General features: G+C 41.9%; 19 protein-coding genes and 1 pseudogene. 8 read left to right on the plus strand and 12 right to left on the minus strand.

Going from position 1 to position 21462, the window contains the following annotated elements; all coding sequences use genetic code 11:
* Positions 1–164: 164 nt before the first annotated feature.
* The gene (gene aroQ, locus B2863_RS00005) at positions 165–701 is read left to right on the plus strand and encodes a type II 3-dehydroquinate dehydratase (protein WP_296206703.1); all 537 of its coding nucleotides are present in this window, start codon (positions 165–167) and stop codon (positions 699–701) included.
* Positions 702–823: 122 nt separating this feature from the next.
* On the plus strand, positions 824–2125 hold the full coding sequence (locus tag B2863_RS00010; RefSeq protein ID WP_296206704.1) for an ABC1 kinase family protein: 1302 nt from the start codon (positions 824–826) through the stop codon (positions 2123–2125).
* Positions 2126–2158: 33 nt separating this feature from the next.
* Here B2863_RS00010 and B2863_RS00015 read toward each other — a convergent pair whose 3' ends face one another.
* Complete coding sequence (locus B2863_RS00015; RefSeq protein WP_057760421.1) at positions 2159–2989, minus strand: ion transporter; 831 nt, start codon at positions 2987–2989, stop codon at positions 2159–2161.
* Positions 2990–3306: 317 nt separating this feature from the next.
* Between B2863_RS00015 and B2863_RS00020 the strand changes: the two genes are divergently transcribed.
* Positions 3307–4056, plus strand: coding sequence for a YebC/PmpR family DNA-binding transcriptional regulator (locus tag B2863_RS00020; RefSeq protein ID WP_102091781.1), 750 nt, complete (start codon positions 3307–3309; stop codon positions 4054–4056).
* A 74-nt stretch (positions 4057–4130) separates the two neighbouring features.
* On the opposite strand, the gene B2863_RS00025 is transcribed toward B2863_RS00020, so the two are convergent.
* Both B2863_RS00025 and ftsY read right to left on the minus strand, forming a co-directional pair.
* On the minus strand, positions 4131–4697 hold the full coding sequence (locus B2863_RS00025; protein ID WP_296206705.1) for a methylated-DNA--[protein]-cysteine S-methyltransferase: 567 nt from the start codon (positions 4695–4697) through the stop codon (positions 4131–4133).
* 54 nt (positions 4698–4751) lie between these two features.
* Positions 4752–5663 carry a signal recognition particle-docking protein FtsY gene (gene ftsY / locus B2863_RS00030; protein ID WP_296206772.1) on the minus strand — a complete coding sequence of 304 codons (912 nt, stop codon included), beginning with the start codon at positions 5661–5663 and terminating at the stop codon, positions 4752–4754.
* A gap of 762 nt (positions 5664–6425) precedes the next feature.
* Here ftsY and B2863_RS00035 point away from each other — a divergent pair.
* The 3 genes from B2863_RS00035 to B2863_RS00045 all read left to right on the plus strand — a co-directional run bounded on the left by B2863_RS00035 (position 6426) and on the right by B2863_RS00045 (position 9782).
* Positions 6426–6575 carry a hypothetical protein gene (locus B2863_RS00035; protein WP_296206706.1) on the plus strand — a complete coding sequence of 50 codons (150 nt, stop codon included), beginning with the start codon at positions 6426–6428 and terminating at the stop codon, positions 6573–6575.
* A gap of 65 nt (positions 6576–6640) precedes the next feature.
* Positions 6641–8137: a M16 family metallopeptidase gene (locus B2863_RS00040; protein ID WP_296206707.1), complete on the plus strand. Its 1497-nt coding sequence runs from the start codon at positions 6641–6643 to the stop codon at positions 8135–8137.
* A gap of 67 nt (positions 8138–8204) precedes the next feature.
* Positions 8205–9782, plus strand: a complete 1578-nt coding sequence (locus tag B2863_RS00045; RefSeq protein ID WP_296206708.1) for a M16 family metallopeptidase — start codon at positions 8205–8207, stop codon at positions 9780–9782.
* A 148-nt stretch (positions 9783–9930) separates the two neighbouring features.
* Here the strand turns inward: B2863_RS00045 and B2863_RS00050 are convergent, their stop codons facing one another.
* Both B2863_RS00050 and B2863_RS00055 read right to left on the minus strand, forming a co-directional pair.
* A complete protein-coding gene (locus B2863_RS00050) occupies positions 9931–10506 on the minus strand; it encodes a hypothetical protein (protein ID WP_296206709.1) in 576 nt (191 codons plus the stop codon).
* Between the two features lie 268 nt (positions 10507–10774).
* Positions 10775–11722 carry a D-Ala-D-Ala carboxypeptidase family metallohydrolase gene (locus B2863_RS00055; RefSeq protein WP_296206710.1) on the minus strand — a complete coding sequence of 316 codons (948 nt, stop codon included), beginning with the start codon at positions 11720–11722 and terminating at the stop codon, positions 10775–10777.
* 285 nt (positions 11723–12007) lie between these two features.
* Here B2863_RS00055 and rodA point away from each other — a divergent pair, with 285 nt between their 5' ends.
* On the plus strand, positions 12008–13150 hold the full coding sequence (gene rodA, locus B2863_RS00060; RefSeq protein WP_057760433.1) for a rod shape-determining protein RodA: 1143 nt from the start codon (positions 12008–12010) through the stop codon (positions 13148–13150).
* A 1106-nt stretch (positions 13151–14256) separates the two neighbouring features.
* A pseudogene (locus B2863_RS14650) lies at positions 14257–14598 on the plus strand (septal ring lytic transglycosylase RlpA family protein); the annotation flags it as partial.
* Positions 14599–14760: 162 nt separating this feature from the next.
* Here B2863_RS14650 and radA read toward each other — a convergent pair.
* The 7 genes from radA to hfq all read right to left on the minus strand — a co-directional run bounded on the left by radA (position 14761) and on the right by hfq (position 21053).
* On the minus strand, positions 14761–16197 hold the full coding sequence (radA, locus tag B2863_RS00070; RefSeq protein ID WP_179798949.1) for a DNA repair protein RadA: 1437 nt from the start codon (positions 16195–16197) through the stop codon (positions 14761–14763).
* A gap of 392 nt (positions 16198–16589) precedes the next feature.
* Positions 16590–17300 carry an LPS export ABC transporter ATP-binding protein gene (gene lptB, locus B2863_RS00075; protein ID WP_379544987.1) on the minus strand — a complete coding sequence of 237 codons (711 nt, stop codon included), beginning with the start codon at positions 17298–17300 and terminating at the stop codon, positions 16590–16592.
* A gap of 143 nt (positions 17301–17443) precedes the next feature.
* A complete protein-coding gene (gene lptA / locus B2863_RS00080) occupies positions 17444–18001 on the minus strand; it encodes a lipopolysaccharide transport periplasmic protein LptA (protein WP_057760441.1) in 558 nt (185 codons plus the stop codon).
* A gap of 88 nt (positions 18002–18089) precedes the next feature.
* A complete protein-coding gene (gene lptC, locus B2863_RS00085; protein ID WP_057760443.1) occupies positions 18090–18674 on the minus strand; it encodes an LPS export ABC transporter periplasmic protein LptC in 585 nt (194 codons plus the stop codon).
* Positions 18671–19237 (minus strand): KdsC family phosphatase, encoded by a 567-nt coding sequence (locus tag B2863_RS00090; protein ID WP_296206711.1) that lies wholly within the window; start codon positions 19235–19237, stop codon positions 18671–18673. The genes lptC and B2863_RS00090 overlap by 4 nt, the downstream gene beginning before the upstream one ends.
* 77 nt (positions 19238–19314) lie before the next feature.
* The gene (locus B2863_RS00095; protein ID WP_101205038.1) at positions 19315–20307 is read right to left on the minus strand and encodes a KpsF/GutQ family sugar-phosphate isomerase; all 993 of its coding nucleotides are present in this window, start codon (positions 20305–20307) and stop codon (positions 19315–19317) included.
* A gap of 218 nt (positions 20308–20525) precedes the next feature.
* Positions 20526–21053 (minus strand): RNA chaperone Hfq, encoded by a 528-nt coding sequence (hfq, locus tag B2863_RS00100; RefSeq protein ID WP_296206712.1) that lies wholly within the window; start codon positions 21051–21053, stop codon positions 20526–20528.
* Between the last annotated feature and the right edge of the window lie 409 nt (positions 21054–21462).

Genomic DNA, 21462 nt, shown 5'->3' on the forward strand with positions numbered 1-21462 from the left:
ATATCTAGATAATTTTTTTAGACAAATTTTTATAACCTAGCTGGCAAGCTGTTATGATAAAGAGCAAAATGCGTTGAAGCCAATTTAGCTTGGCAGCTCGCGCCTTAAATTATTCATATATTATTATAAATTATTAACATCGCTCAATAGTTACCGAGACCATTATGACCTCCTCTACTCCGTCAAAAACAGCCGAACAATCGACTAACGAAAATTCAAATCAAATACTGACTCATAAATTACTACTGGTAAACGGCGTAAATCTGAATTTACTAGGTAAGCGAGAACCGCACATTTATGGTCATACGACACTTGCTGATATAGAAAAGCAACTAGTTAAGCGCGCCGCTCGCCACGGTGTAGAGTTAATATGTATACAGTCCAACCATGAAGGTAAACTAGTAGACAACATCCAGCATCATGGATTATTGGCGGACAAATCTGCTCAAGTCGATGCTATCATCATCAATCCAGCTGCATTTACGCATACTTCAGTGGCTCTGCGCGATGCGCTATTGGCCACGCAAAAACCATTTATAGAAGTGCATTTATCCAATGTTCATGCCCGTGAACCTTTCCGTCATCATTCATATCTAAGTGATGTTGCGGTCGGAGTCATTTGCGGCTTGGGACAATTAGGCTATCAAATGGCACTTGATTACTGGTTAAGCAATATGTATGCAGTTGACACAAACAAATGATATGACTGTGCTTACTTTTTATAAATGATTACTCGCGTCTTCACACATTAGTCAAACAGTAATTTTGCAATTAAAATAATAGAATTACGACTGAGCAAACAACCCATTATACGGTGACATGAATGGCAAAATCGTCCGGAAAACGCTTTATGAAACTCGCTGGTATGACAGCAAGTATTGCTGGCAAAGCCGCTAAAAACTCATTTAAGCATCTCTCAAGTGACGAAGAAAAGCGTCTGCAAGCTCGCTCAGATCTGATGCAAGACGTGGGTGTTCAAATTGCCGAAACGTTGGGTGAGATGAAAGGCGCAGTAATGAAGGTCGGACAAATTGCTTCACAATATAAGGATGTGTTCCCGCCTGAGGTTGCGTCAGCACTTGAAAAGCTGCAAAAAGATGCGCCGCCAATGCCGTATGCGCAGATACGAGCCCAAGTTGAACGCGAACTAAAAGCGCCGATCTTAGAATTATTCAGCGAGTTTGAAGAGACGCCTTTTGCCGCAGCATCCATTGGACAAGTGCACAAAGCGACGTTGCCATCGGGTCAAAAAGTGGTGGTCAAAGTCCAGTACCCTGATGTTGATGAAAACTGTGATAGCGATCTCAAACAAGTACGTATGGCATTAAAAATCGCTGGCGTGCTCAATATGAGCAAGCAACTACAAGAGCAGCTTTTTAATGAGATTCGCCAGAGTCTGCACGATGAATTAGACTATGTTAAAGAAGCTCATAACTTACGCGTATTCGGCGCTTTTCATGCAGAAGATGAAGGCCTTATTATTCCCAAAGTGATTAGTAGCCACTCTTCTAGACGGATTTTAACGCTGACTGAAGAGATGGGAGAGACATTGACTGTCGCTGCGACATGGGACAATGAGGTCAAACAAAAAATAGCAGAGCGTCTATTTCACTTTACCGCAGGTCAGCTGTTTGGGTTGTACCGTATGCACTGCGACCCTCATCCAGGTAACTTTGCGTTCCGTCATGACGGCAGTGTCGTGGCTTATGATTTTGGTGGCATCCGCAGTTATAGCGATAGTGAAGTGCAATTATTCAAACGCTTTGTCAAACATGCGCTAAAAGGTGACGTCACCGCACTTGAACAAGATTTGATTGCCCTAGATATTCGCCGCGAAGATGACAAGAATATCCCTGGTGAGTTTTATGAAAAGTGGCTATCGATTGGGCTTAAACCTTTATCCATTAGCCCGTATCAAGAAGGCGCATTTGATTTTGGGAGTAGCCAAGTCCATCACGAGGCAATCGCCCAGATGCGTACGTCTTTGAAGTACTTCGGTCAGTTTCAACCCTCAGCCACCACTATGATGCTAGATCGTACTGTATCAGGACAATACTGGAATCTGGTCAATCTAGGCGTCGAGATCGACCTGTCACCACTGGTTGATGAATATATCGATGCGTAGTAGGTATGTTGACTGTCACGATTAAATCTATCTTTAGATATGTAGCGCGTGTCCACAACGATCGCAAAAGTCTGCCCCTACTGCATGGCCGAATTTACCACAGTTGGGGCAAGTCACCGGGTTAAGTTGTGGGCGCATGTTACGTGCTAGCTCTGACGTAAAAATACCTGTTGGTACCGCAATAATCGAATAACCCGTGATCATGACCATGGTTGCAATTGCTTGGCCGAGCGGTGTTTTGGGTGACATATCACCATAGCCAACCGTTGTCATCGTGACAACTGCCCAGTAGATAGACAATGGAATACTGGTAAATCCATTTTCCGGCCCTTCTACCACATAAATAATTGAACCAAAGATGGTTACCAATAATACAAGCGATAAGAAAAAGACCGTAATTTTCTGCTGACTGGTTTTTAATGCAGACGCTAAAAACCCAGCCTGTTGCATATAGGCTTTGAGCTTAAGAACACGGAACACACGTAAAATACGTAATACCCGTATCACGAGTAGATACTGCACGCCTACAAACATTAGGCTCAAATAACTTGGCAATACAGACAGTAAGTCTACTATCCCAAAGAAACTAAAAGCATAGCGTAAGCGGTTGGGTGCTGAAAACAGCCTTAACGCATACTCAATGGTAAACAAAATGGTAAAAAACCACTCTGCATAAAAGAACAACGTGCCATACTGCAAACGCATATATAGCACACTATCAAGCATGACGACGGCCACACTGGCTAAAATTGCAATCAGCAATACAATATCAAAGAGCTTACCCAGACGAGTATCTGTGCCTTCAATAATGATATGCGTACGGTTACGCAAGTGTGTAAGAGCTTCGGCGGTTGGTTGCTTCATAGAATCAGTACTTTATAAAATCAATGGCTTGATAGCACGCAATGACTTAAAATGTGATGGATAAGGGCAAGTTGGTCAAAATAGCTAAAACTGGTTTATAATATCGCTCACCTATCACAGTGAATACAATCTATAAGTTGCCACAGTGTAGCAAAAAAGCACTCTCAACAACATACAAATCGTTAACGTGCCAGTAGCGCTACTACCTCAAATAGACAAAGTAATGATAGTATAAAATTAGGCAATCAGATATCGAAGGTTGTTGTTGATCACTCTTTTTACCCATAAAAATAGTACGTAGAACTTAAGGATGTTATATGGCAGGCCATTCAAAATGGGCAAATATTAAACACCGTAAAGCCCGTCAGGATGCAGTAAGGGGTAAGATATTTACCAAGATTATTCGTGAAATCGTTTCAGCTGCCAAACAAGGCGATCCCGATCCTGACAAAAACCCACGCTTACGTGCCGTTATCGAAAAAGCCCTATCAGTCAATATGACGCGCGACACGATTAATCGTGCTGTCGACCGTGGTACAGGCGGCGGCGATAATGAAAACATGGAAGAAGTCAGTTACGAGGGTTATGGTGTCGGTGGTGTGGCTGTACTGGTCGAAACCATGACTGATAACCTTAACCGTACGGTTAGCGAAGTACGTCATGCTTTTACCAAGAATGATGGTAATCTTGGCACATCAGGCTCAGTGGCGTATTTATTCACTAAACGTGGCGAGATCACTTTTAACGATGTCAGCTTAGAAGATGAGGTCATGCTCGTTGCATTAGATGCGGGCGCCGTTGATATTGAAAATGATGGTGAAAGCTTACTCGTTATTACTGAATGGGAAAGCTTCGGTCAAGTTCAAGATGCCCTTAATGCGGCTGGTCTTATTTCTGACAACGCCGAGGTCACTATGTCACCATCTACCACGGCTGAGATCGACAATGTCGATGATGCTGAAAAGATCATGAAGATGATTGATATGCTAGAAGATGCGGATGATGTACAAGAGGTTTATACTAACGTGAACTTCTCTGCTGACGTCATGGCGCAACTTGAAGCATAAGCGTATTAATTTTTCAGTAAAAAGGGCCAGATACTAAAAGTATTTGGCCCTTTTTTATTAAGATAGATTTAGTTTTACGTCCAACTTCCTTCTAATGATAGTAAATACTCTTTTTTATCTAGCCCGCCTGTATAGCCACCGAGCTTACCGTCGCTTGCAATCACTCGATGACAAGGCACGATAATGCTAAAAGGATTTTTGCCATTGGCCTGCGCAACCGCACGGAATCCCTTTGGACTGTTGACACGCTGCGCGAGTGTGGCATAGCTGATGGTTTCGCCATACTCAATACCTTGCAGTGCCTGCCATACTCTTTGCTGAAACTCAGTACCCATAGAGAAGTCTAAAGGCAAATCCAATGTCTTACGTTTACCATCAGCATAGTCTTTGAGTTGGAAAATCGTTTCCATTAATAATGCTTGAGCAGGCTCACTCATGCTTAGGCTATTTTTATCTATAAAGGTAAAGTCTTCGTCTGTCAGGCCATAGTACTTTTTAAGTTTGGGTACAGATTTTGAGCTATGCCATGAGTTACCTGCCAGCAGCCAGTTGGCTTCAACGAGCATAGGCTGACCATGCCCATTGACACGAGCAATCAGTGTTAATCGATGTGACCCAAAGGCTGCTGTGGTAACTATCATAGCGTCTACTTCCAAATTATCTCAAAAATGATTTACCAATTAAAACTGGCTCTCTTATTCTTTATCGTTGGTCTCGAACAAAGCGGCGACAAATTGTTTCGGACTAAAAGAACGCAAGTCATCAATCGACTCACCCACACCGATATAGCGGATAGGCACATCTGTCGTTTCGGCAATATTAAATACCACACCACCTTTAGCAGTACCGTCTAGCTTAGTAATAGTAATACCTGTCAGTGGCACAACTTTATTAAACAGTTCGACTTGGTTGATAGCATTTTGACCCGTGCCAGCATCTAGCACAATCATACCTTCATGCGGGGCACTTGGATCCGCTTTACGCATGACACGTACGACTTTCTCCAACTCTGCCATTAAATGTGTCTTGTTTTGCAGACGTCCCGCAGTATCGGCGATAAGCACATCGATATTTTTTGCTTTGGCTGACTGCATTGCATCAAAAATGACAGAAGCGCTGTCAGAACCATGACCTTGAGCTACCACTGGAATATGATTGCGCTCGCCCCAAATCTGTAGCTGCTCAGTAGCTGCCGCACGGAACGTATCGCCCGCTGCCAGCATGACTGATTTGCCTTCACCTTGTAGGCGCTTGGCAAGCTTACCAATCGTTGTGGTTTTCCCTACGCCATTGACCCCTACTACCAATATAACAAACGGCTTTTTGCTAGTATCAATCACCAATGGCTCAACTTTTGGTGTAAGGATATCAACCAACTCACTTTGCAATGCTTTATATAGAGAGTGTGCATAGATCAAGTCACCACGATCTGTCTGCTCGGTGAGGCTCTTGATGATACGGTTCGTCGCGTTGACGCCAATATCGGCTACCAATAGCTGATCTTCGACTTCTTCTAATAGCTCGTCATCAATCTCTTTACCACCGATTAAGATACTGACCATGCCTTCGGCTAAGTTTTTGCGTGACTTACTGAGGCCCGTTTTCATACGGTTGAACCAGCTGCCTTTCTTCTTATTTTCTTCAGTCTCTTGTGACTCTGTAGCAGGCTTTTTTGCAGTATCTGCCTGTACGTCGCTGTTAGCCACTGGGTTTACGCTTGGCGTATCACCTAACTGTTCTTGCAGCGGCATAGCGGGAATAGTTGACGCAGCATTTGATTGACCTGTAGCGCCTGTCTCTGTAGCGCTTGAAAAGCTTTCAGAATTACCTTTAGGGACATTATGCTCTTCTGTCATGACAATTGGCGTCGCCAAAGCAATATTTTCTGCAGCATCATTGCTAGAGACGTCCTGGTTTACCGTACTGTCCTTCTGTGGAGCAATACTCTCTGTTTCATCAATAATGGGCACAGATTGCACTGGTAGACTGGGTAAGGTAATATCATCGTCATCTAAGTCGTCAAGACCAGCATCAAGGTTAATGACTACGCGGTTGCTATTGTTTGGGTTGTTCATAAATTTGCCCTAAAAGTTATCACGATCAACTATTTGTTTATTGTTAATGGATTTACATATTGTCATCTGGCTACAAGCGACATAATATCTAATTTTGACCTATTTTAGCATAATTCAAGTCATGCTCAGCCCTTACCCTATTAGACTATCGTCAAAATTTATCTGTTTAAAAAATCACTCGATGATTTGAGAAAGTTTTGCTTAAGGTTTGGACACAAAATTCTGACCTGTTACTTGTCAGACTTCGCCTACTCTACCAAGACTTATTCGATAAATACTTATTAGGAATCCGTTATGTCATTACTCTCTAAGCACTACAAAAAAACCAGCAGCATTAGTGTGGCTGTTTTATTAACGACGGCTATATTGGTAACAGGTTGCACCACGACGCAAGAGTTCAGACCGACTGCTAGCGTTATGGTTGGTGCTCAGACCTCTTTGTAATGCCTTCTATCGCTATGATTAGCATTTAATTCTTCTATTATTATTTTATATAAGTAGACCATACCATGCCATTGTCTTTACCTCTAGCAGCTGCGCCATTACGCATTGCTTGTGCCTTAGCAGTAGCAGCGTCACTTGCTGCATGTCAAACCAATACGATGCCTATTAACTCTGCAACTGCGACAAGCTCAATCACAACAGATAGCTTGGCTCAAAACATATCAGATGAAAATAAAACGAGCAAAGACACACAGCCATCTGAGTTGACAATGGACATGTCAGGTCGACATGAATATCAGTTAGAAAATGGTCTAAAAGTCGTCATAAAGGAAGATCACCGTGCCCCAGTCGCTATGACACAAATCTGGTACCGAGTGGGCTCGGCAGATGAGCCTCTTGATAAAGGCGGTATCTCTCACTTACTTGAGCATATGATGTTTAAGGGCACGACCAATGTCTCTAGTGATGATTATGAGCGGCTAATTGCTAAGTTTGGCGGCGTCAACAATGCCTTTACCAGCTATGACTATACCGGATACTACGAGCTATTCCCTGCCAATCGTATGCCATTAGCGTTAGAGCTTGAAGCAGATCGCATGAAAAACCTTATATTCGATGACAAAGAATTTGCCAAAGAGCATCAAGTGGTCATGGAAGAGCGCCGCCAACGTACTGATGACAATCCGCTTGCCAAAGCGTATGAGTCATTTCGTTTACTAGCCTTACCTGACAGCCCAAAAGGCGAATCTGTCATTGGGCCTATGAACGAGCTAGAATCGATTAAACTTTCAGATTTAAAAGACTGGTATAAGACATGGTATGCACCAAATAATGCAACGTTAGTCATCGTCGGCGACGTGCAACCACAAGAAGTACTTACTCAAGTCAAACGTTACTTTGGTGATTTAGAAAAAAGCAACCTACCCAAACGTACCTATGTAACTCAAAAAGGCTTCCGTGGTTATCAAAAGGTAGACTCTGAGCAAGCCGTACAAGTGCCCGTTCTACTGATGGGTTACAACGTACCAAGCCTTGCCACGGCAGGCACCAACAATGAAAAACAAGCTTATGCCCTGTCACTTGCGCAAGATGTGCTCGATGGCGGCTTATCTGCACGTTTAGAGAGTCGACTGATACGGGAGCAAGGTATATTGACGACGGTTGGTACTTCTTACGACTTACTAGATCGCGGTGATGGGCTATTTCTAATACAAGCAACACCTCGTGAAGGCGTCAGCTTGGAGCAAGCACAACAAGCCATAACTTCAGAAATAGAAAAACTAAAAACCGATCCTATTGCCAATGATGAAATCAGTCGCGCCAAGACCAATACGGTTACTGGTTTGATTTATGCGCAAGACAGCATGGAAGGACAGGCACGTATGATTGGCTCGTTACAATCTATCGGTCTAGATGACAGACTGCTTGCTAAGTTACCAGCTAAGCTCGACGGTATCAGTGTGGCTGACATTCAGGCTGCCAGCAAAAAATATTTGGTCAAAGACAACTTGACGGTGATGCATGTCGTGCCACCTAAAGACAATAAAACCTCAGCGAAATAGTCGCTGCCTATTATCAAACGTCTCATAAAAATGGCCATAGCACCGTATTCTTAATAAGAAGAAACTCATGATTCAGAATAAATACGACTCTAAAGCAAGACAACAATCTTTTAAGACTGCTTCATCCTCTATAAGCAGCACTATCGCATCTAAAAAGCGAGCCTACCTCAGTGCTAGCGTAATTTTTGCTTTTAGCGTCTTAGCTACTACCGCGCAGGCAGATACAACAGCTGCTGAAGATTACCGCGCACCTGCTGCAGTCGATGCAAGTGCGCCAATTGCTGCCTTATCTAAACTGACCAGCTTAGATGATGACAAACCTTTAAAAGTCACCGTACCGACCATTCAACAGTTTAAGACCAAGTCTGGCGTACCTGTTATGTTTGTACAAACGACCACCTTGCCAATCGTCGATGTGGATTTGCGTTTTAATGCTGGTAGCGCGCGTGATGGTAGTATCAAAAAGGATGGTTTTGGTATTGCTAATATGACAGCGACGATGCTCGAACAGGGCTCCAAAAGTCTAGATGAGAACGCATTTACACGTGCAGTGGAAACGTTGGGCATCAATCTAAGCAGTAGCGCATATAAAGATATGTTTATTGTTTCACTGCGTAGCCTATCTGATGACAAGCATCTTCTGCCAGCCATTGACTTAATGACACAGATGGTAAGTGAGCCTACGTTTGACGAGCAAGTTCTAGCTCGCAATAAAGCAAGACTGTTGGTAGGCCTGCAGCAACAAAAACAAGATCCCAATAGCCTAGCAAGTATCGCTTTCAATGATGCTTTGTACGGTACTCACCCTTACGCGCATCCATCAGTCGGCACGCTAGAAAGCGTTCCTACGATTGAGAAACAACAACTGATAGACTTTAAAAACAAATATCTGGTAGCAGCAAACGCGTCTGTTGCTATGACAGGCAACCTGACATTAGAACAAGCCAAAAAACTGGCAGAAGACATCACTGCTAAATTGCCTACCGGCCAAGCTGCCACTGATTTACCTGAGCCGAAACCGCTTACTAAAGCGCAGCACGTTCATATTCCATTCCCAAGCACTCAAACCACTGTACTCATGGGACAGCTGGGTAGTAAACGGGCAACTGACCCAATAGCACAGCAGCAGCAGACCAACTTTGCTGTTGGAAACGAAGTCATGGCAGGCAGTGACTTTAATGCGCGACTAATGACGGAGGTAAGACAGAACCTCGGCTATACTTATGGAATCTCGGGATCGATGAATCCGATGCTCTCTCGAGGTCCCTACCAGATTGGTTTTTCAACACGTAATGACAAGGCGCGTGCGGCTATTGATGCAAGCTTAGCGGTTATCAATGAGACGCTAGACAAGGGTATCACCAATGAGGAGATGCGCTTAACTACAGATAATTTGAAAAACAGCTTCCCGATGGGGTTTGCGAGCAATGCTGGTATTAATAGCTTACTTGGAATGATGAATTTTTACCAATTGCCGAATAATTACTTAGCTGACTATACCAATCGCATTGATCAAGTCACACTTTCAGAGGTCAATCAAACCATGCGAGATACGCTAAAGCCTGATAACTTTTTAATAGTTACGGTTGGGCAAGAAGATCCTTGGAAAGAAAAGAAAGTGGTAGAAAAAACCAGTAAGAAATAAATCGCTAGGAAGCAATATTAGAAATAAGCGTTATCAATCCAATGGACGTATTATAAATGGTAAAAAATACTACTCATAATATGTCCATTTAAATATTTGAACGGCTATAATCTTTAAATAAGAAGCAGAACATTCTTAATGCTTGGCATTAGGAATACTTGGCGTCAGAAATTTTTAGCGCAACATCATAGACAAAATGCTCAGGCTTATGGGTAGCCCCGTTATAGCTCAAACGGATAACATGCTTATCATAAGACGTCACTTTATAATTACCATTGGCAAAGTTATGTAGCGTCGGCACAATTAATAGCGCTTCTATTTGACGGTTATCTACTTTAACATTGAGGCGCTGACCCTCTCGCGGATATAAGAAATAATCACAGTAGTCATTTACCATGACCTCTGATATACGTTCGATAACCTGATTACCTGTTTCTTCTTGAATTAATTTTGGACAGACATCAGAGCGCTTAGAGGCTAAACGAGCGTAAGAGTTCTTGATACTATCTTCTATCTCTTTAGAGCTTTGTATATGTCTATCAGCTTTATCCGTCACTATCATATTGTTTTCAGAGGACATCTCTGTACTACACGCATTAATCAATAATACCGACATAAGTGCAGAAGTAAACAAAGCGCCATACTTATAGTTCGAGTGCAAAAAACTTTGCTTCTCGTTATTTAATTTATGATAGTTTTTCATTGTCGAGCGCTGATTTTTCATAGTTTTCGCTTAAAGTAAATTTGGTGGTTTTCTTTATAAGCCATGAAAATATAAAGGCGATTGATAACAGATATTATTAAAGCATAGTTTTTAAAGACCAAACAAATTTTTAATGAACTCATGCATCTATCCTATGAATCCTACCAAATAATTACAAAATTATTATTTTTAGTAAACACCGGAATAGTATATATAAAAATGAATATATATCTAGCGTTATCTCGGCTAACTTTATAATTATTTGAATTCTCGATTCTTGATAAATCAATTAATAGCGGCAAGAAGAGGAGCTACTAGCGTGATTGAACCCCCACTTACGATAACCATCAGTATCTAAATGAATAGCCCCTGTCGCATATAATCCTAAGCCAAAGTTATAAGGCTGTCCTTGATACTGCCAAAACTGGCATAAGCCATCATGCATGGTACTCAAGCGCCATAAATTGTCTTCGTACTCAGGTACCCAGATATCCATAGCACTTGCATTCATATGCTTACTACCGTCTGCCCCGCCTGCACAATCATTCAAACCTGGGTTACGATATACCGAACGTATCTCACTACTAAGTGGTAAAATACCTTGGTTTTTCAACTCACTATAAAGGCGTAATGTTGGTACAATGTTAGACCATAGTTCTTGAGGTGGCAGTTGATAAGGCTCATACCCGCATTTACTCCAACTACGGGCAGTCGTCAGCAGTTGAGACAATGGCGGTACATTCTGTGATCCGACTCGTGCGCTAAGATAACGCTCATACTCTGCTACTTGTCTGGCACGATAACTATTGCTATTTAACCACGCGTTAAAGTCCATATTCATAGAATCGTTATAAGCACCATTATAGGTGTTGTTTGCTGTACTATAAGTAGTACCACGTCTCACTACATTCACACGTTTGTTTTCTTCAATGGACAACCTAGCATCAATCTCGAAATCACGCTGCTTTTGCACAATCAAGTTTTGCATACTGTCGCCATTTGATGCACTCGCACCACTCAACATAGTGACACCAGGACGCTGATTTGAACTGTTGGCAGATGGCGTTATATACGCATTACTGTTATTGCTTGTACTGCTACTTTGACGTATTTGAATACGGCGTTCACTATCGTCGCTGATAATAACGGCATGAGCACTGACACTGCCAGCACATAGAATAAGAGTAATAATAGGTTGGCAAATCTGCCTATACGCATGGATTTTTAATTTTATCATTGCAAGAAACTACCGCTAAAAACGTTTTATCGATACTATCAAATTTTCAACAAGCAGGCTAAACTATCGCTTCTAATTTGAAGTTCAATATTGATAATTAACACTTATCCTTACAACTTTTATAATGGAGTGACTTTATTACTTACTTGTGAGTTATCTAGTTGTTGATTACTCTCATACTTCTATTAGAGTCGGTACTTTTAAGTACGCTTCTCATCATTATTTATAATGAGATAATTTAGTTAGTACTTCCCTCCTACACCAATTGTTAGCCAAATTCTGCCTATGTCTTCTAACCCGCAATATCGTTTTTCACGTCAGAGCCATCATTTGGGTCAAGGTCATGCACCGACGCTATGGCAACGTATTCATATCGACCCATGGTTAACTTTACTGTTATTGACGGTTTGTTGTATTGGTCTGACGATTCTATACAGCGCCGCCAGCCAAGATATTGGTATGGTCATTCGCCAAATGGTCAGTTATGGAGTGGCATTCGCGGTAATGTTTACCATGGCGCAGATACCGCCCAGTCTCTATCGTACTTTTACGCCCATATTTTATGTCTTAGGACTTATATTATTGGTATTGGTAGATATTATCGGTGAAGTACGTATGGGTGCTCAGCGCTGGATCAATTTGCCTGGGTTCGGTAGTGTGCAGCCTTCAGAGTTTATGAAGCTTGGTATGCCAATGATGTGTGCTTGGTTTTTGTCTAAGCGTGATTTGCCACCGTCAGCATCTAGCATTGCTATTACCTTAGCATTGATCATTGTACCGGTGCTATTAATTGCTAAAGAGCCTGATCTTGGTACGTCGTTACTGGTCGCTGCTAGCGGCATATTTGTGCTTTTCTTAGCAGGCCTCTCGTGGCGATTGATTTCTGCTGCTGTAATTTTAGCTGTGCCGTTTATTGCTTTTGCTTGGAACTTTTTACTTCATGACTATCAGCGTACGCGGGTATTAACACTCCTTAATCCTGAAGCAGATGTACAAGGTGCTGGATGGAACATCATTCAATCGAAGACAGCCATTGGCTCTGGTGGTCTTACTGGAAAAGGCTATCTAGAAGGCACGCAATCACACCTACATTTCCTACCAGAAGGCCATACTGACTTTATTATTGCCGCCTTCTCCGAAGAGTTTGGTTTACTCGGTGTGATGCTACTGATGTTCATTTATTTCTGCCTTTTATCACGCGCCTTATATATCGCTTTCACTCATCCTGATGTTTATAGTAGATTGTTGGCTGGTGCTATCGCCATGTCTTTCTTTGTTTATATATTCGTCAATGTCGGCATGGTTGGCGGCATTTTGCCTGTCGTAGGTGTTCCACTACCATTTATTAGTTATGGGGGTACGGCTATCGTGACTCTGATGGCAGGATTTGGCCTACTCATGTCTATCCATACACATAAATCCGGCTAACTTGTATAATATACTTTCTGTATAATTCGTCTTTCAAGTAAGTCGTTATAATAATTATGGTAGTACCATTAAGATAAATTGTTTTGTACTACTAATGATTTGATAAAAGACAATGAGCCATAGCGTGAAGCAGAGTTTTATCCTTAGCGCTGTGGCTTTTTTATTTTAATGGTCTTCATATAATTTATGTTCATATCAATCACTAGAATAGTTACAAATCCGAAATAATTGTTCGTTTTAGTGCCTCTTATTTTTAATAGTAAATAGACATGATTTTCAATATGAGTTAATCGCCTATAAGTTCAGAAAGATTTTATTCCTTGTTTTTTACAAAAAATTGCGTTAACCTCGTTTTACTGTACTCTGATACATAACCCGTACATAGCTACTAATAAACTTTGCATTTAAATATATTTAGGTTGTAGCGTAGCCGTATAGTTAGCATCTTGTAGATTCCAGACTTTCAAATACACTACTTAATTAACGGTTTGATAACAAAGCGATACGCGATGTCCTCTGAACCTTTTATTAACGTAGCACTCTAAAGAAGTTTGTAGATCGCACATCATGTAAATACAACATATAGTGACATTGTCACTTAGTCCTGATTTTGGACTTTGTATTCAATGCTTATCGCTAACTATCATTTGAGCGTATCATCAGTCACTTTAGCTCTGTTTCTGCTGAATACTGATGATAATGAAATGAAAAATTACCATATATTAATATCTATAAGAGCCGCTCATTAATCAATATGAAAATAATAGATTAATGCCATGCTCAATCTAAAATATTTAGAGTTAGGTTTTGATGTATAAGTTATAGAGGTATTTATGAACAAGCGTTTATCTGGTTTACTTACAATGTCAGCAATGTTATTTGCTGGCTCTGCAGTCGCTACCAATGCAAATGCTGTAGAAGCAAAGACCACACTTGCTATGATTTCGCAAGATAACGCCTCCCACATTGACCGTGTACTTGGTGAATTAAGCCGTCAACATGATGGTGCATCAAGTTTGGTAAAGTCAGCCCGTCAGCCGACTTCATTGGCACTTAGCAGCTCATTGTTAGCCAACGATACGACACAAGTTACCAATGACGAAGATGTATTAGAGCGTCTAACAGCTGTTGCCTCTAACTCTGTCAGCAAATTTAAGCAAACTGGCCTCGCGTCTTGGTATGGTCGTAAGTTTCATGGTCGCAAGACTGCCAGTGGCGAAACTTTTGACATGAACGGTTTAACTGCAGCGCATCGCTCATTGCCATTGAACTGCTATGTCAAAGTCACTAACAAGACCAATGGCAAAAGTGTCGTGGTAAAAGTGAACGATCGTGGCCCATTTCATGGTAACCGTGTATTAGACTTATCTTATGGTGCCGCCAAAAAACTCGGTATTACGAGTAAAGGCGTGGGTAACGTTGCTATTGAGCGCGTTGCAGGACCTTAACTTTAGGTATCAGTTTTAGAGACTAATAATATTGCTAGCCTATATAGCAAAAAAAGCCTAACTCATCATTAGTTAGGCTTTTTTTATGGTCTATATTTATCGTTCCAAACTAACAGTAGCGACTAAACTACTCAAAACAAAGTACTACTAATTCTATATAACTTATAACTCAAAGGCGCTTTCGATAGCATCATCGAGTCGCTCAACAGCAATCACATTGATACCTTTAAACTGAGGCGCATCTTTAGCAGGCGCATTGGCCTTTGGAATGATGGCATGTTTAAACCCATGTTTCATCGCTTCTTTCAAGCGTTCTTGTCCGTTAGGTACTGGGCGTATCTCGCCCGATAGACCCACTTCACCAAATACTGCTAATGAAGATGGTAACGCCCTCTCTTTAATACTTGAAGCACAGGCCAACAGTACGGCCAAATCAGATCCCGTTTCTATAACTTTGACGCCACCAACAACGTTGACATAGACATCTTGTCCACTAGTATGTATCCCGCCGTGACGATGCATCACTGCTAGTAGCATGGATAAACGTTGGAAGTCTAAACCCAGTGCCATTCTTCTAGGCGAGCCTTGTGAATCATCGACCAAGGCCTGCACTTCTACTAGTAACGGCCTTGTACCTTCACGGCTGACCATTACTACAGATCCAGCAACAGGTTTGTCATAACGACTTAAAAATATCGCTGATGGATTGGCGACTTCTTTGAGCCCCATATCAGTCATACCAAAGATACCCAGTTCATTAACCGCACCAAAGCGATTCTTGACCGCACGAATCATACGAAAACGCGAGTCAGACTGGCCTTCAAAATAAAGTACGGTATCAACCATATGCTCCAATACTCGCGGACCCGCTAACGTACCTTCTTTGGTTACATGTCCTACTAAAAATAGCGCTGTCCCTGTTTGCTTAGCATAGCGAGTCAAAATTGCAGCAGACTCTCTAATCTGACTGACACCACCTGGTGCAGAGTTAATAGCGTCCGTATAAATCGTCTGAATAGAATCAATAATAGCGATGGCTGGCTGCTCTTGCGTTAATGCAGCGCAGATAGTTTCTACGTTAGTTTCGGCCAATACACGCAGTCTATCAGCAGGCAAGTCTAAACGTTTGGCTCGCATGGCCACCTGTGCAAGTGACTCTTCACCCGTCACGTATAATGCACTACCTGCCAATGAATCAGCTCGTGCCATATTGGTCGCGGTTTGTAGCAAAATCGTTGATTTACCAATACCTGGATCACCACCGATTAACACTACGGAACCCGCCACTAACCCACCACCCAGTACGCGATCGAACTCACTGATACCGGTTGGTAGGCGTGTGTCGAGCGTCACACTTACTGCATTAAGCGGCATGACAGCACTGTGAGTACCAGAGTAGTTACCAGCTGGCGCGCTGCTACCACGAGTAGCAGCTCGTGCGTTATTAGGCTTAGCGGTGCTCTTATTATGATGGGGCATGCTGACATTTGGGGCTTCGACCAAGCTATTCCATTCCCCGCAATCCGTACACTGTCCAGCCCATTTACCAAAATGTGCACCACAATGCTGACAGACATAGCTGCTTTTATTTTTTGCCATAGCTTATAAGCCTTATTCAGAGGATCAATCAAGAATAATGAAGAAAGTATTATCACGCTTTATAAGCGCTGATTTAAAAATATTTGTTATGATAAGTCAGCTATTAGTTTTGCAAGCTGTACTTGAAAGAGGATGATGTTAATTGTAGAGATATTAATTGTAGATATAAGTAGTAACTGGCTTATAAGCTCTATATAAAATAGTTGTAGCCAGCTCTATTAGTTAATCAGAAAATACAAAACTGTTGGTATAAATTTTACGCAGCGTTTGGAAAACAAAATGAATAGGAAGTAAGGAAAATCCATACCAGATAATGCTACTTTAACGGCACCTTTTTGTTTTGAGCGCACTATATAAAATAGAGTATGAGATAAGGAATTTAACGCTCTCACTTATACTTGAAAGTCTTTACCTAGATAAACAGATTTTACTAAATCATTTTCTAACACTTCAGCCGAAGTGCCTTCTGCAATGATAGCCCCTTCTGAGACGATATAAGCCTTTTCGCAAATAGCCAGTGTATCTCGAACATTGTGATCGGTGATCAAAACGCCAATGCCGCGATTCTTTAACGTTAAAATAACGTCTTTGATATCGCCGACAGAGATAGGATCTACCCCTGCAAAAGGTTCATCTAATAAGATAAACTTAGGATCAGCGGCCAATGCTCGCGCAATCTCACAGCGTCGACGCTCACCGCCTGATACGCTCATACCCTGAGACTTGCGTACATGTTCTAAATGGAACTCGCCAATCAACTTTTCAAGTTCTTGCTGTTGTTCAGCTTTACTTAATTCTGTGCGAGTCTGTAAAATAGCTAAGATATTGTCTTCAATAGACAATTTACGAAAGATTGATGCCTCTTGTGGTAAATAACCGATACCTGCACGCGCTCGCTCGTGCATTGCGTATTTAGATAAATCCATTTTACCTAGCGTAACACGGCCTTTATCCATATTGACTAGTCCCACCACCATATAAAAGCTAGTCGTTTTACCAGCACCGTTAGGACCCAACAGTCCGACGACTTGACCCTGTTCGACAGAAAATGAAACGTCTTTGACTACCCAACGCTTTCCATAGCGCTTGCCTAAATTTTGCATAGTCAATCGAGCGACAGGCGCCGTATTGGTATTTGATGCCGATAGGTCTAGATTTTTATCATCGCTCATAACTTACTCTTACTTTCACAAAATTTAAGCATTGCTAAAGGCAGACTTATTTACTCATAGCCTGTTTATTTGGATTAACGTACGCCACTCTGATTTGTACCATTGTTAGGCGGGAATACCAGTTCAACGCGCTGATTGCCGCCAGCGGTTGCTTCAACATCACCTGCTTTTAGGCTATAACGGATAACATTACCAGCGAAGCTTGCACCATTTTGAACCAGTTTTGCATTACCAGTTAGTGTAATAATCCCAGACACTGCGTTGTAGTCAATTTTATTAGCCTGCCCTTTTGCCAAGCCCTTTTCTTGCGTGACGACTTGCTGCATAGTCGCTGGACGGCCAGTTGCTACCGCTGAGTTAATGCTACGCTGCTGAGAAAGATTGACCGTGATGTTGTCGGCCGTCATCTTAAACGTACCTTGAGTAATAATGACATTACCTGCATAACTGGTCACGCCGGTACGCTCACTATAAGTGGCTTTATCCGCTAGCAATTTGATCTGCTGATTAGAATCTGATGGCAATGCATGACTATATAGCGGTAGCGCCAATAACATCACCATTGGCAGTGCGCGCAATTTGTGCAAGCAGAGTGATGATGCGCGTAAAGTAGGCAAAAATTTAAGTTTCATATAAATAACTCATTTCATAATAGGTGGTAGGATTTGCAAACTTTATGCTAGCTGCTATTTTTTGATACGGTAAATAGAAAGACTTTGACTAAAATAATGCTTTATCTTGGCGTTCAGAGGGAGAAAAGGCAACAGCCACTTGGCCAAATTCATACTCACCCGTCTCAAGATTGGCAGTCATACTAGAGGCTTCAAATCGATTCATGCCTTGTTCGATTTTCACAGGCGCGTCACTGTATACTTTGCCTGATTTCGTATTACCTTTTAGCGTACTACCAGTTACTTTTATCGGTTCGATATCAGGAGTACTCTTATTGCCTTCGCTCACCAGTGTAAATCCACCTGATAAACTAAGCTCCCCTGTCTGTTGACTAATAGCTGCACTGCCCGCTTGAATACGATAGCGTTGCTCTGCAGATGGTTCCCAATTCATGGTAATGCCTGACATTTCATCCTGATTGGTCTCAGGATTATGCGTCAAAGACTCAGCGGTAAGCTCGTATTCGGTTTCACCTTGTTCATTGGTCTGCACGGCTTTGATATCAGTGGCTTCATAATCGACATCTGTTGTTTCAATATTGACTGGCGGCGTTACGTCGCCTTGCTGCTGAAAAAACCAACCTGCGATACCAGCAATAATTAAAGCTAATACAATTAAGACACGTGTATTCACGACTGGTTATCCTGAGTTTGCGCCTCATCAAGCGTGTAATGCGCGATAAAGTCTTGATAATGTCCATGACCTTTTAAAATAAGGTCACATATCTCGCGCACTGCACCAGTACCGCCAGCACGAGTCGTTACCATGTCACTGCGCTTGATAACTTCAGCATGCGCGTTAGGTACGGTTGCCGCGAATCCTACTGTTTGCATTGCTGTGATATCCGGTAAATCATCGCCCATATAGGCACAGTCGGCAGCAGTGATATTCAGGGCAGGATCTAAAGACGATAGCAGCTCGTTTAATGCGATTAATTTATCATCACGGCCTTGAACCACATGGTTGACGCCCATTTCTGCTGCGCGCTTATTCACCATTGCACTACTACGACCGGTAATAATGGCTGTCAAAATACCGTAACGGGCTAAAGACTTAACACCCACACCATCATGTACTGAGAACGCTTTGGTCTCAACACCATTGGCATCATAGATGATTTGACCATTGGATAAAATACCATCGACATCCATGACCAATAGTTTTACTTGTCCGGCTTTCTGTATCAAGTCCTGCATTATTTGTCTCTTTTTAATATTTATTTTCGAAGCGTTATTCTATATAGCTTAACTATTTCAACGGCAACTCACAAACCTTATTTGACCCCAGCTTGTAGCAAATCATGCACGGTAATAATAGCTTCTAAACGATCTTCATTATCAATGATCAATAACTGGCTAATACCACTCTCATTCATAACACTTAGCGCATCTGACGCACGCATCGTTTTACTGATATGACGTGGATTACTGACCATTACTTCATGCATTGGCGTTTGTAGATCGATGCCTTTTTCTAACCCTCGGCGCAAATCACCATCTGTGAACACACCGACGACCTTATTGTTATCATCAGTCACTACTGTCATGCCTAATCGTCCGGCAGACATGGTAAATAAAGCTTGTTGCAATGGGGCCTGCTGATGAATCAATGGTAAGTCTTCTGAGTTGGTATGCATCAAATCTTCAACACGCGTCAATAGCTGACGACCCAAGGCACCAGCAGGATGGGATAATGCAAAATCTTCAGAAGTAAAATTACGTGCATGTACTAAAGCAACCGCTAACGCATCTCCAAGCGCTAAAGTAGCCGTCGTACTGGAGGTAGGCGCTAGATTAAGTGGACAAGCCTCTTGCGACTGACCGAGCGTCAATACAATATCAGCTGCTCGTGGCAACATACCGCGCTTATCACGACTGATACTGATGAGAGGGATATTTAGATGTTTGACAACTGGCAGTAGCATCTTGATTTCATCTGACTCACCTGAGTTTGAAATAGCAAGCAGTACATCACCTTTCACAAGCATTCCCAAGTCGCCATGCCCTGCTTCACCAGGATGCATAAAAAAAGCAGGCGTACCCGTTGAGGCAAAAGTCGCTGCTATCTTGCGTCCAATTAATCCTGATTTTCCCATGCCCGTGACCACCACTCGACCCTTACAAGTCAGGATGATGTCACATGCTTGTGCAAATCTGTCGTCAATCTGCTCTGTTAGCAGTGCTAACGCAGATATCTCTGTGTTAATGGCCTCGATAGCAGTGGTAATAAATTGCTCATGGGTTAAGTTGTTTTTGGTATCACTCATGAATCCGCTCTATTTTTATAATGAATCAATACGCTATTTTACTACACTATGTTTCATATTAGTAATGGTCTACAAAATCTACACTAATATAGTGCTTTATACTGAATAAAGAGCTTGCTGCTATCTATACAAAAAAAACCCACTATTATCAGCAGGTTTTAAACGAATAAGTCATGTCTTAATATTTTCTAGACAACATGCTCAATTAATGCAACGAGTTAGCTATTGCTATCATTAGAACCGTCGTTTGGCTTATCTTCAAAGCCTATATTATCTGCCGTGGTATCAAACCCACGATCTTGACCGAAGCCACCACGCTCAAACCCGCGCTCTTGACCTTGACCGAAACTACCGCGTTCAAAACCACGATCTTGACCTTGGCTAAAACCACCACGATTGAATCCACTGCGACTCGATGCAAATCCGCGCTCTTCAAAGCCGCCAGCAGCAGGGTTACTACCACGTTCAAAGCCACCGCCTTGATATCCAGTCGGTGCTGCGCTCTGAGGCTGAGCACTTGTACCTGTCGTCGTACTACTACGCGGGTTACGTGCTGGCACGACTGTTGAGATGGCATGCTTGTATACCATTTGGCTCACTGTGTTTTTCAGGAGAACAACATATTGATCAAATGATTCAATTTGGCCTTGTAATTTAATACCATTTACCAAAAAAATAGAGACAGGAATGCGGTCTTTGCGCAGCGAGTTCAAGAACGGATCTTGTAAAGTTTGTCCTTTTGACATGAAATCTCTCCTAAATATTATATAGTTATGTTTTGAGTGCCAATTATTTTAAGTGTTAATTTAATTATAATGGCTAAAAGGTAGATACAATAAGGTGTTTTCTTTATAAAACGTATCTAAATAAATATTCATTGCTCTTAAGTGATTCCACTTTATCGCGAATACGTTATTATTGTAAATAATTAAGTAACTAGTTGTTTCGTTAATACTTTCTGTCTACAAAAGTCTATAAACCAGACATCATAACAAGGCTCAACGCACTGAGCCAAATTATAACAGCTATCTATGTCAATTTTTGAAACTAATTGTGTTAGCTATCATTGCACCTTAAGACAAGTACTCTCGTGCTTCGGCCATGGTTTCAAACATTTGTAATATCATACGACTGCTAGCATCAGCCCCGCTCTCA

Origin of the sequence: Psychrobacter sp. UBA3480 (assembly GCF_002377945.1) — a bacterium.
GTDB lineage: Bacteria > Pseudomonadota > Gammaproteobacteria > Pseudomonadales > Moraxellaceae > Psychrobacter.

Bases quoted from the DNA above. Each gene is read 5' to 3' on its own strand.
- aroQ (WP_296206703.1), top strand. From the start codon at position 165: ATGACCTCCTCTACTCCGTCAAAAACAGCCGAACAATCGACTAACGAA.
- B2863_RS00010 (WP_296206704.1), top strand. From the start codon at position 824: ATGGCAAAATCGTCCGGAAAACGCTTTATGAAACTCGCTGGTATGACA.
- B2863_RS00015 (WP_057760421.1), bottom strand. From the start codon at position 2,989: ATGAAGCAACCAACCGCCGAAGCTCTTACACACTTGCGTAACCGTACG.
- B2863_RS00020 (WP_102091781.1), top strand. From the start codon at position 3,307: ATGGCAGGCCATTCAAAATGGGCAAATATTAAACACCGTAAAGCCCGT.
- B2863_RS00025 (WP_296206705.1), bottom strand. From the start codon at position 4,697: ATGATAGTTACCACAGCAGCCTTTGGGTCACATCGATTAACACTGATT.
- ftsY (WP_296206772.1), bottom strand. From the start codon at position 5,663: ATGAAAACGGGCCTCAGTAAGTCACGCAAAAACTTAGCCGAAGGCATG.
- B2863_RS00035 (WP_296206706.1), top strand. From the start codon at position 6,426: ATGTCATTACTCTCTAAGCACTACAAAAAAACCAGCAGCATTAGTGTG.
- B2863_RS00040 (WP_296206707.1), top strand. From the start codon at position 6,641: ATGCCATTGTCTTTACCTCTAGCAGCTGCGCCATTACGCATTGCTTGT.
- B2863_RS00045 (WP_296206708.1), top strand. From the start codon at position 8,205: ATGATTCAGAATAAATACGACTCTAAAGCAAGACAACAATCTTTTAAG.
- B2863_RS00050 (WP_296206709.1), bottom strand. From the start codon at position 10,506: ATGAAAAATCAGCGCTCGACAATGAAAAACTATCATAAATTAAATAAC.
- B2863_RS00055 (WP_296206710.1), bottom strand. From the start codon at position 11,722: ATGATAAAATTAAAAATCCATGCGTATAGGCAGATTTGCCAACCTATT.
- rodA (WP_057760433.1), top strand. From the start codon at position 12,008: ATGTCTTCTAACCCGCAATATCGTTTTTCACGTCAGAGCCATCATTTG.
- radA (WP_179798949.1), bottom strand. From the start codon at position 16,197: ATGGCAAAAAATAAAAGCAGCTATGTCTGTCAGCATTGTGGTGCACAT.
- lptB (WP_379544987.1), bottom strand. From the start codon at position 17,300: ATGCAAAATTTAGGCAAGCGCTATGGAAAGCGTTGGGTAGTCAAAGAC.
- lptA (WP_057760441.1), bottom strand. From the start codon at position 18,001: ATGAAACTTAAATTTTTGCCTACTTTACGCGCATCATCACTCTGCTTG.
- B2863_RS00090 (WP_296206711.1), bottom strand. From the start codon at position 19,237: ATGCAGGACTTGATACAGAAAGCCGGACAAGTAAAACTATTGGTCATG.
- B2863_RS00095 (WP_101205038.1), bottom strand. From the start codon at position 20,307: ATGAGTGATACCAAAAACAACTTAACCCATGAGCAATTTATTACCACT.
- hfq (WP_296206712.1), bottom strand. From the start codon at position 21,053: ATGTCAAAAGGACAAACTTTACAAGATCCGTTCTTGAACTCGCTGCGC.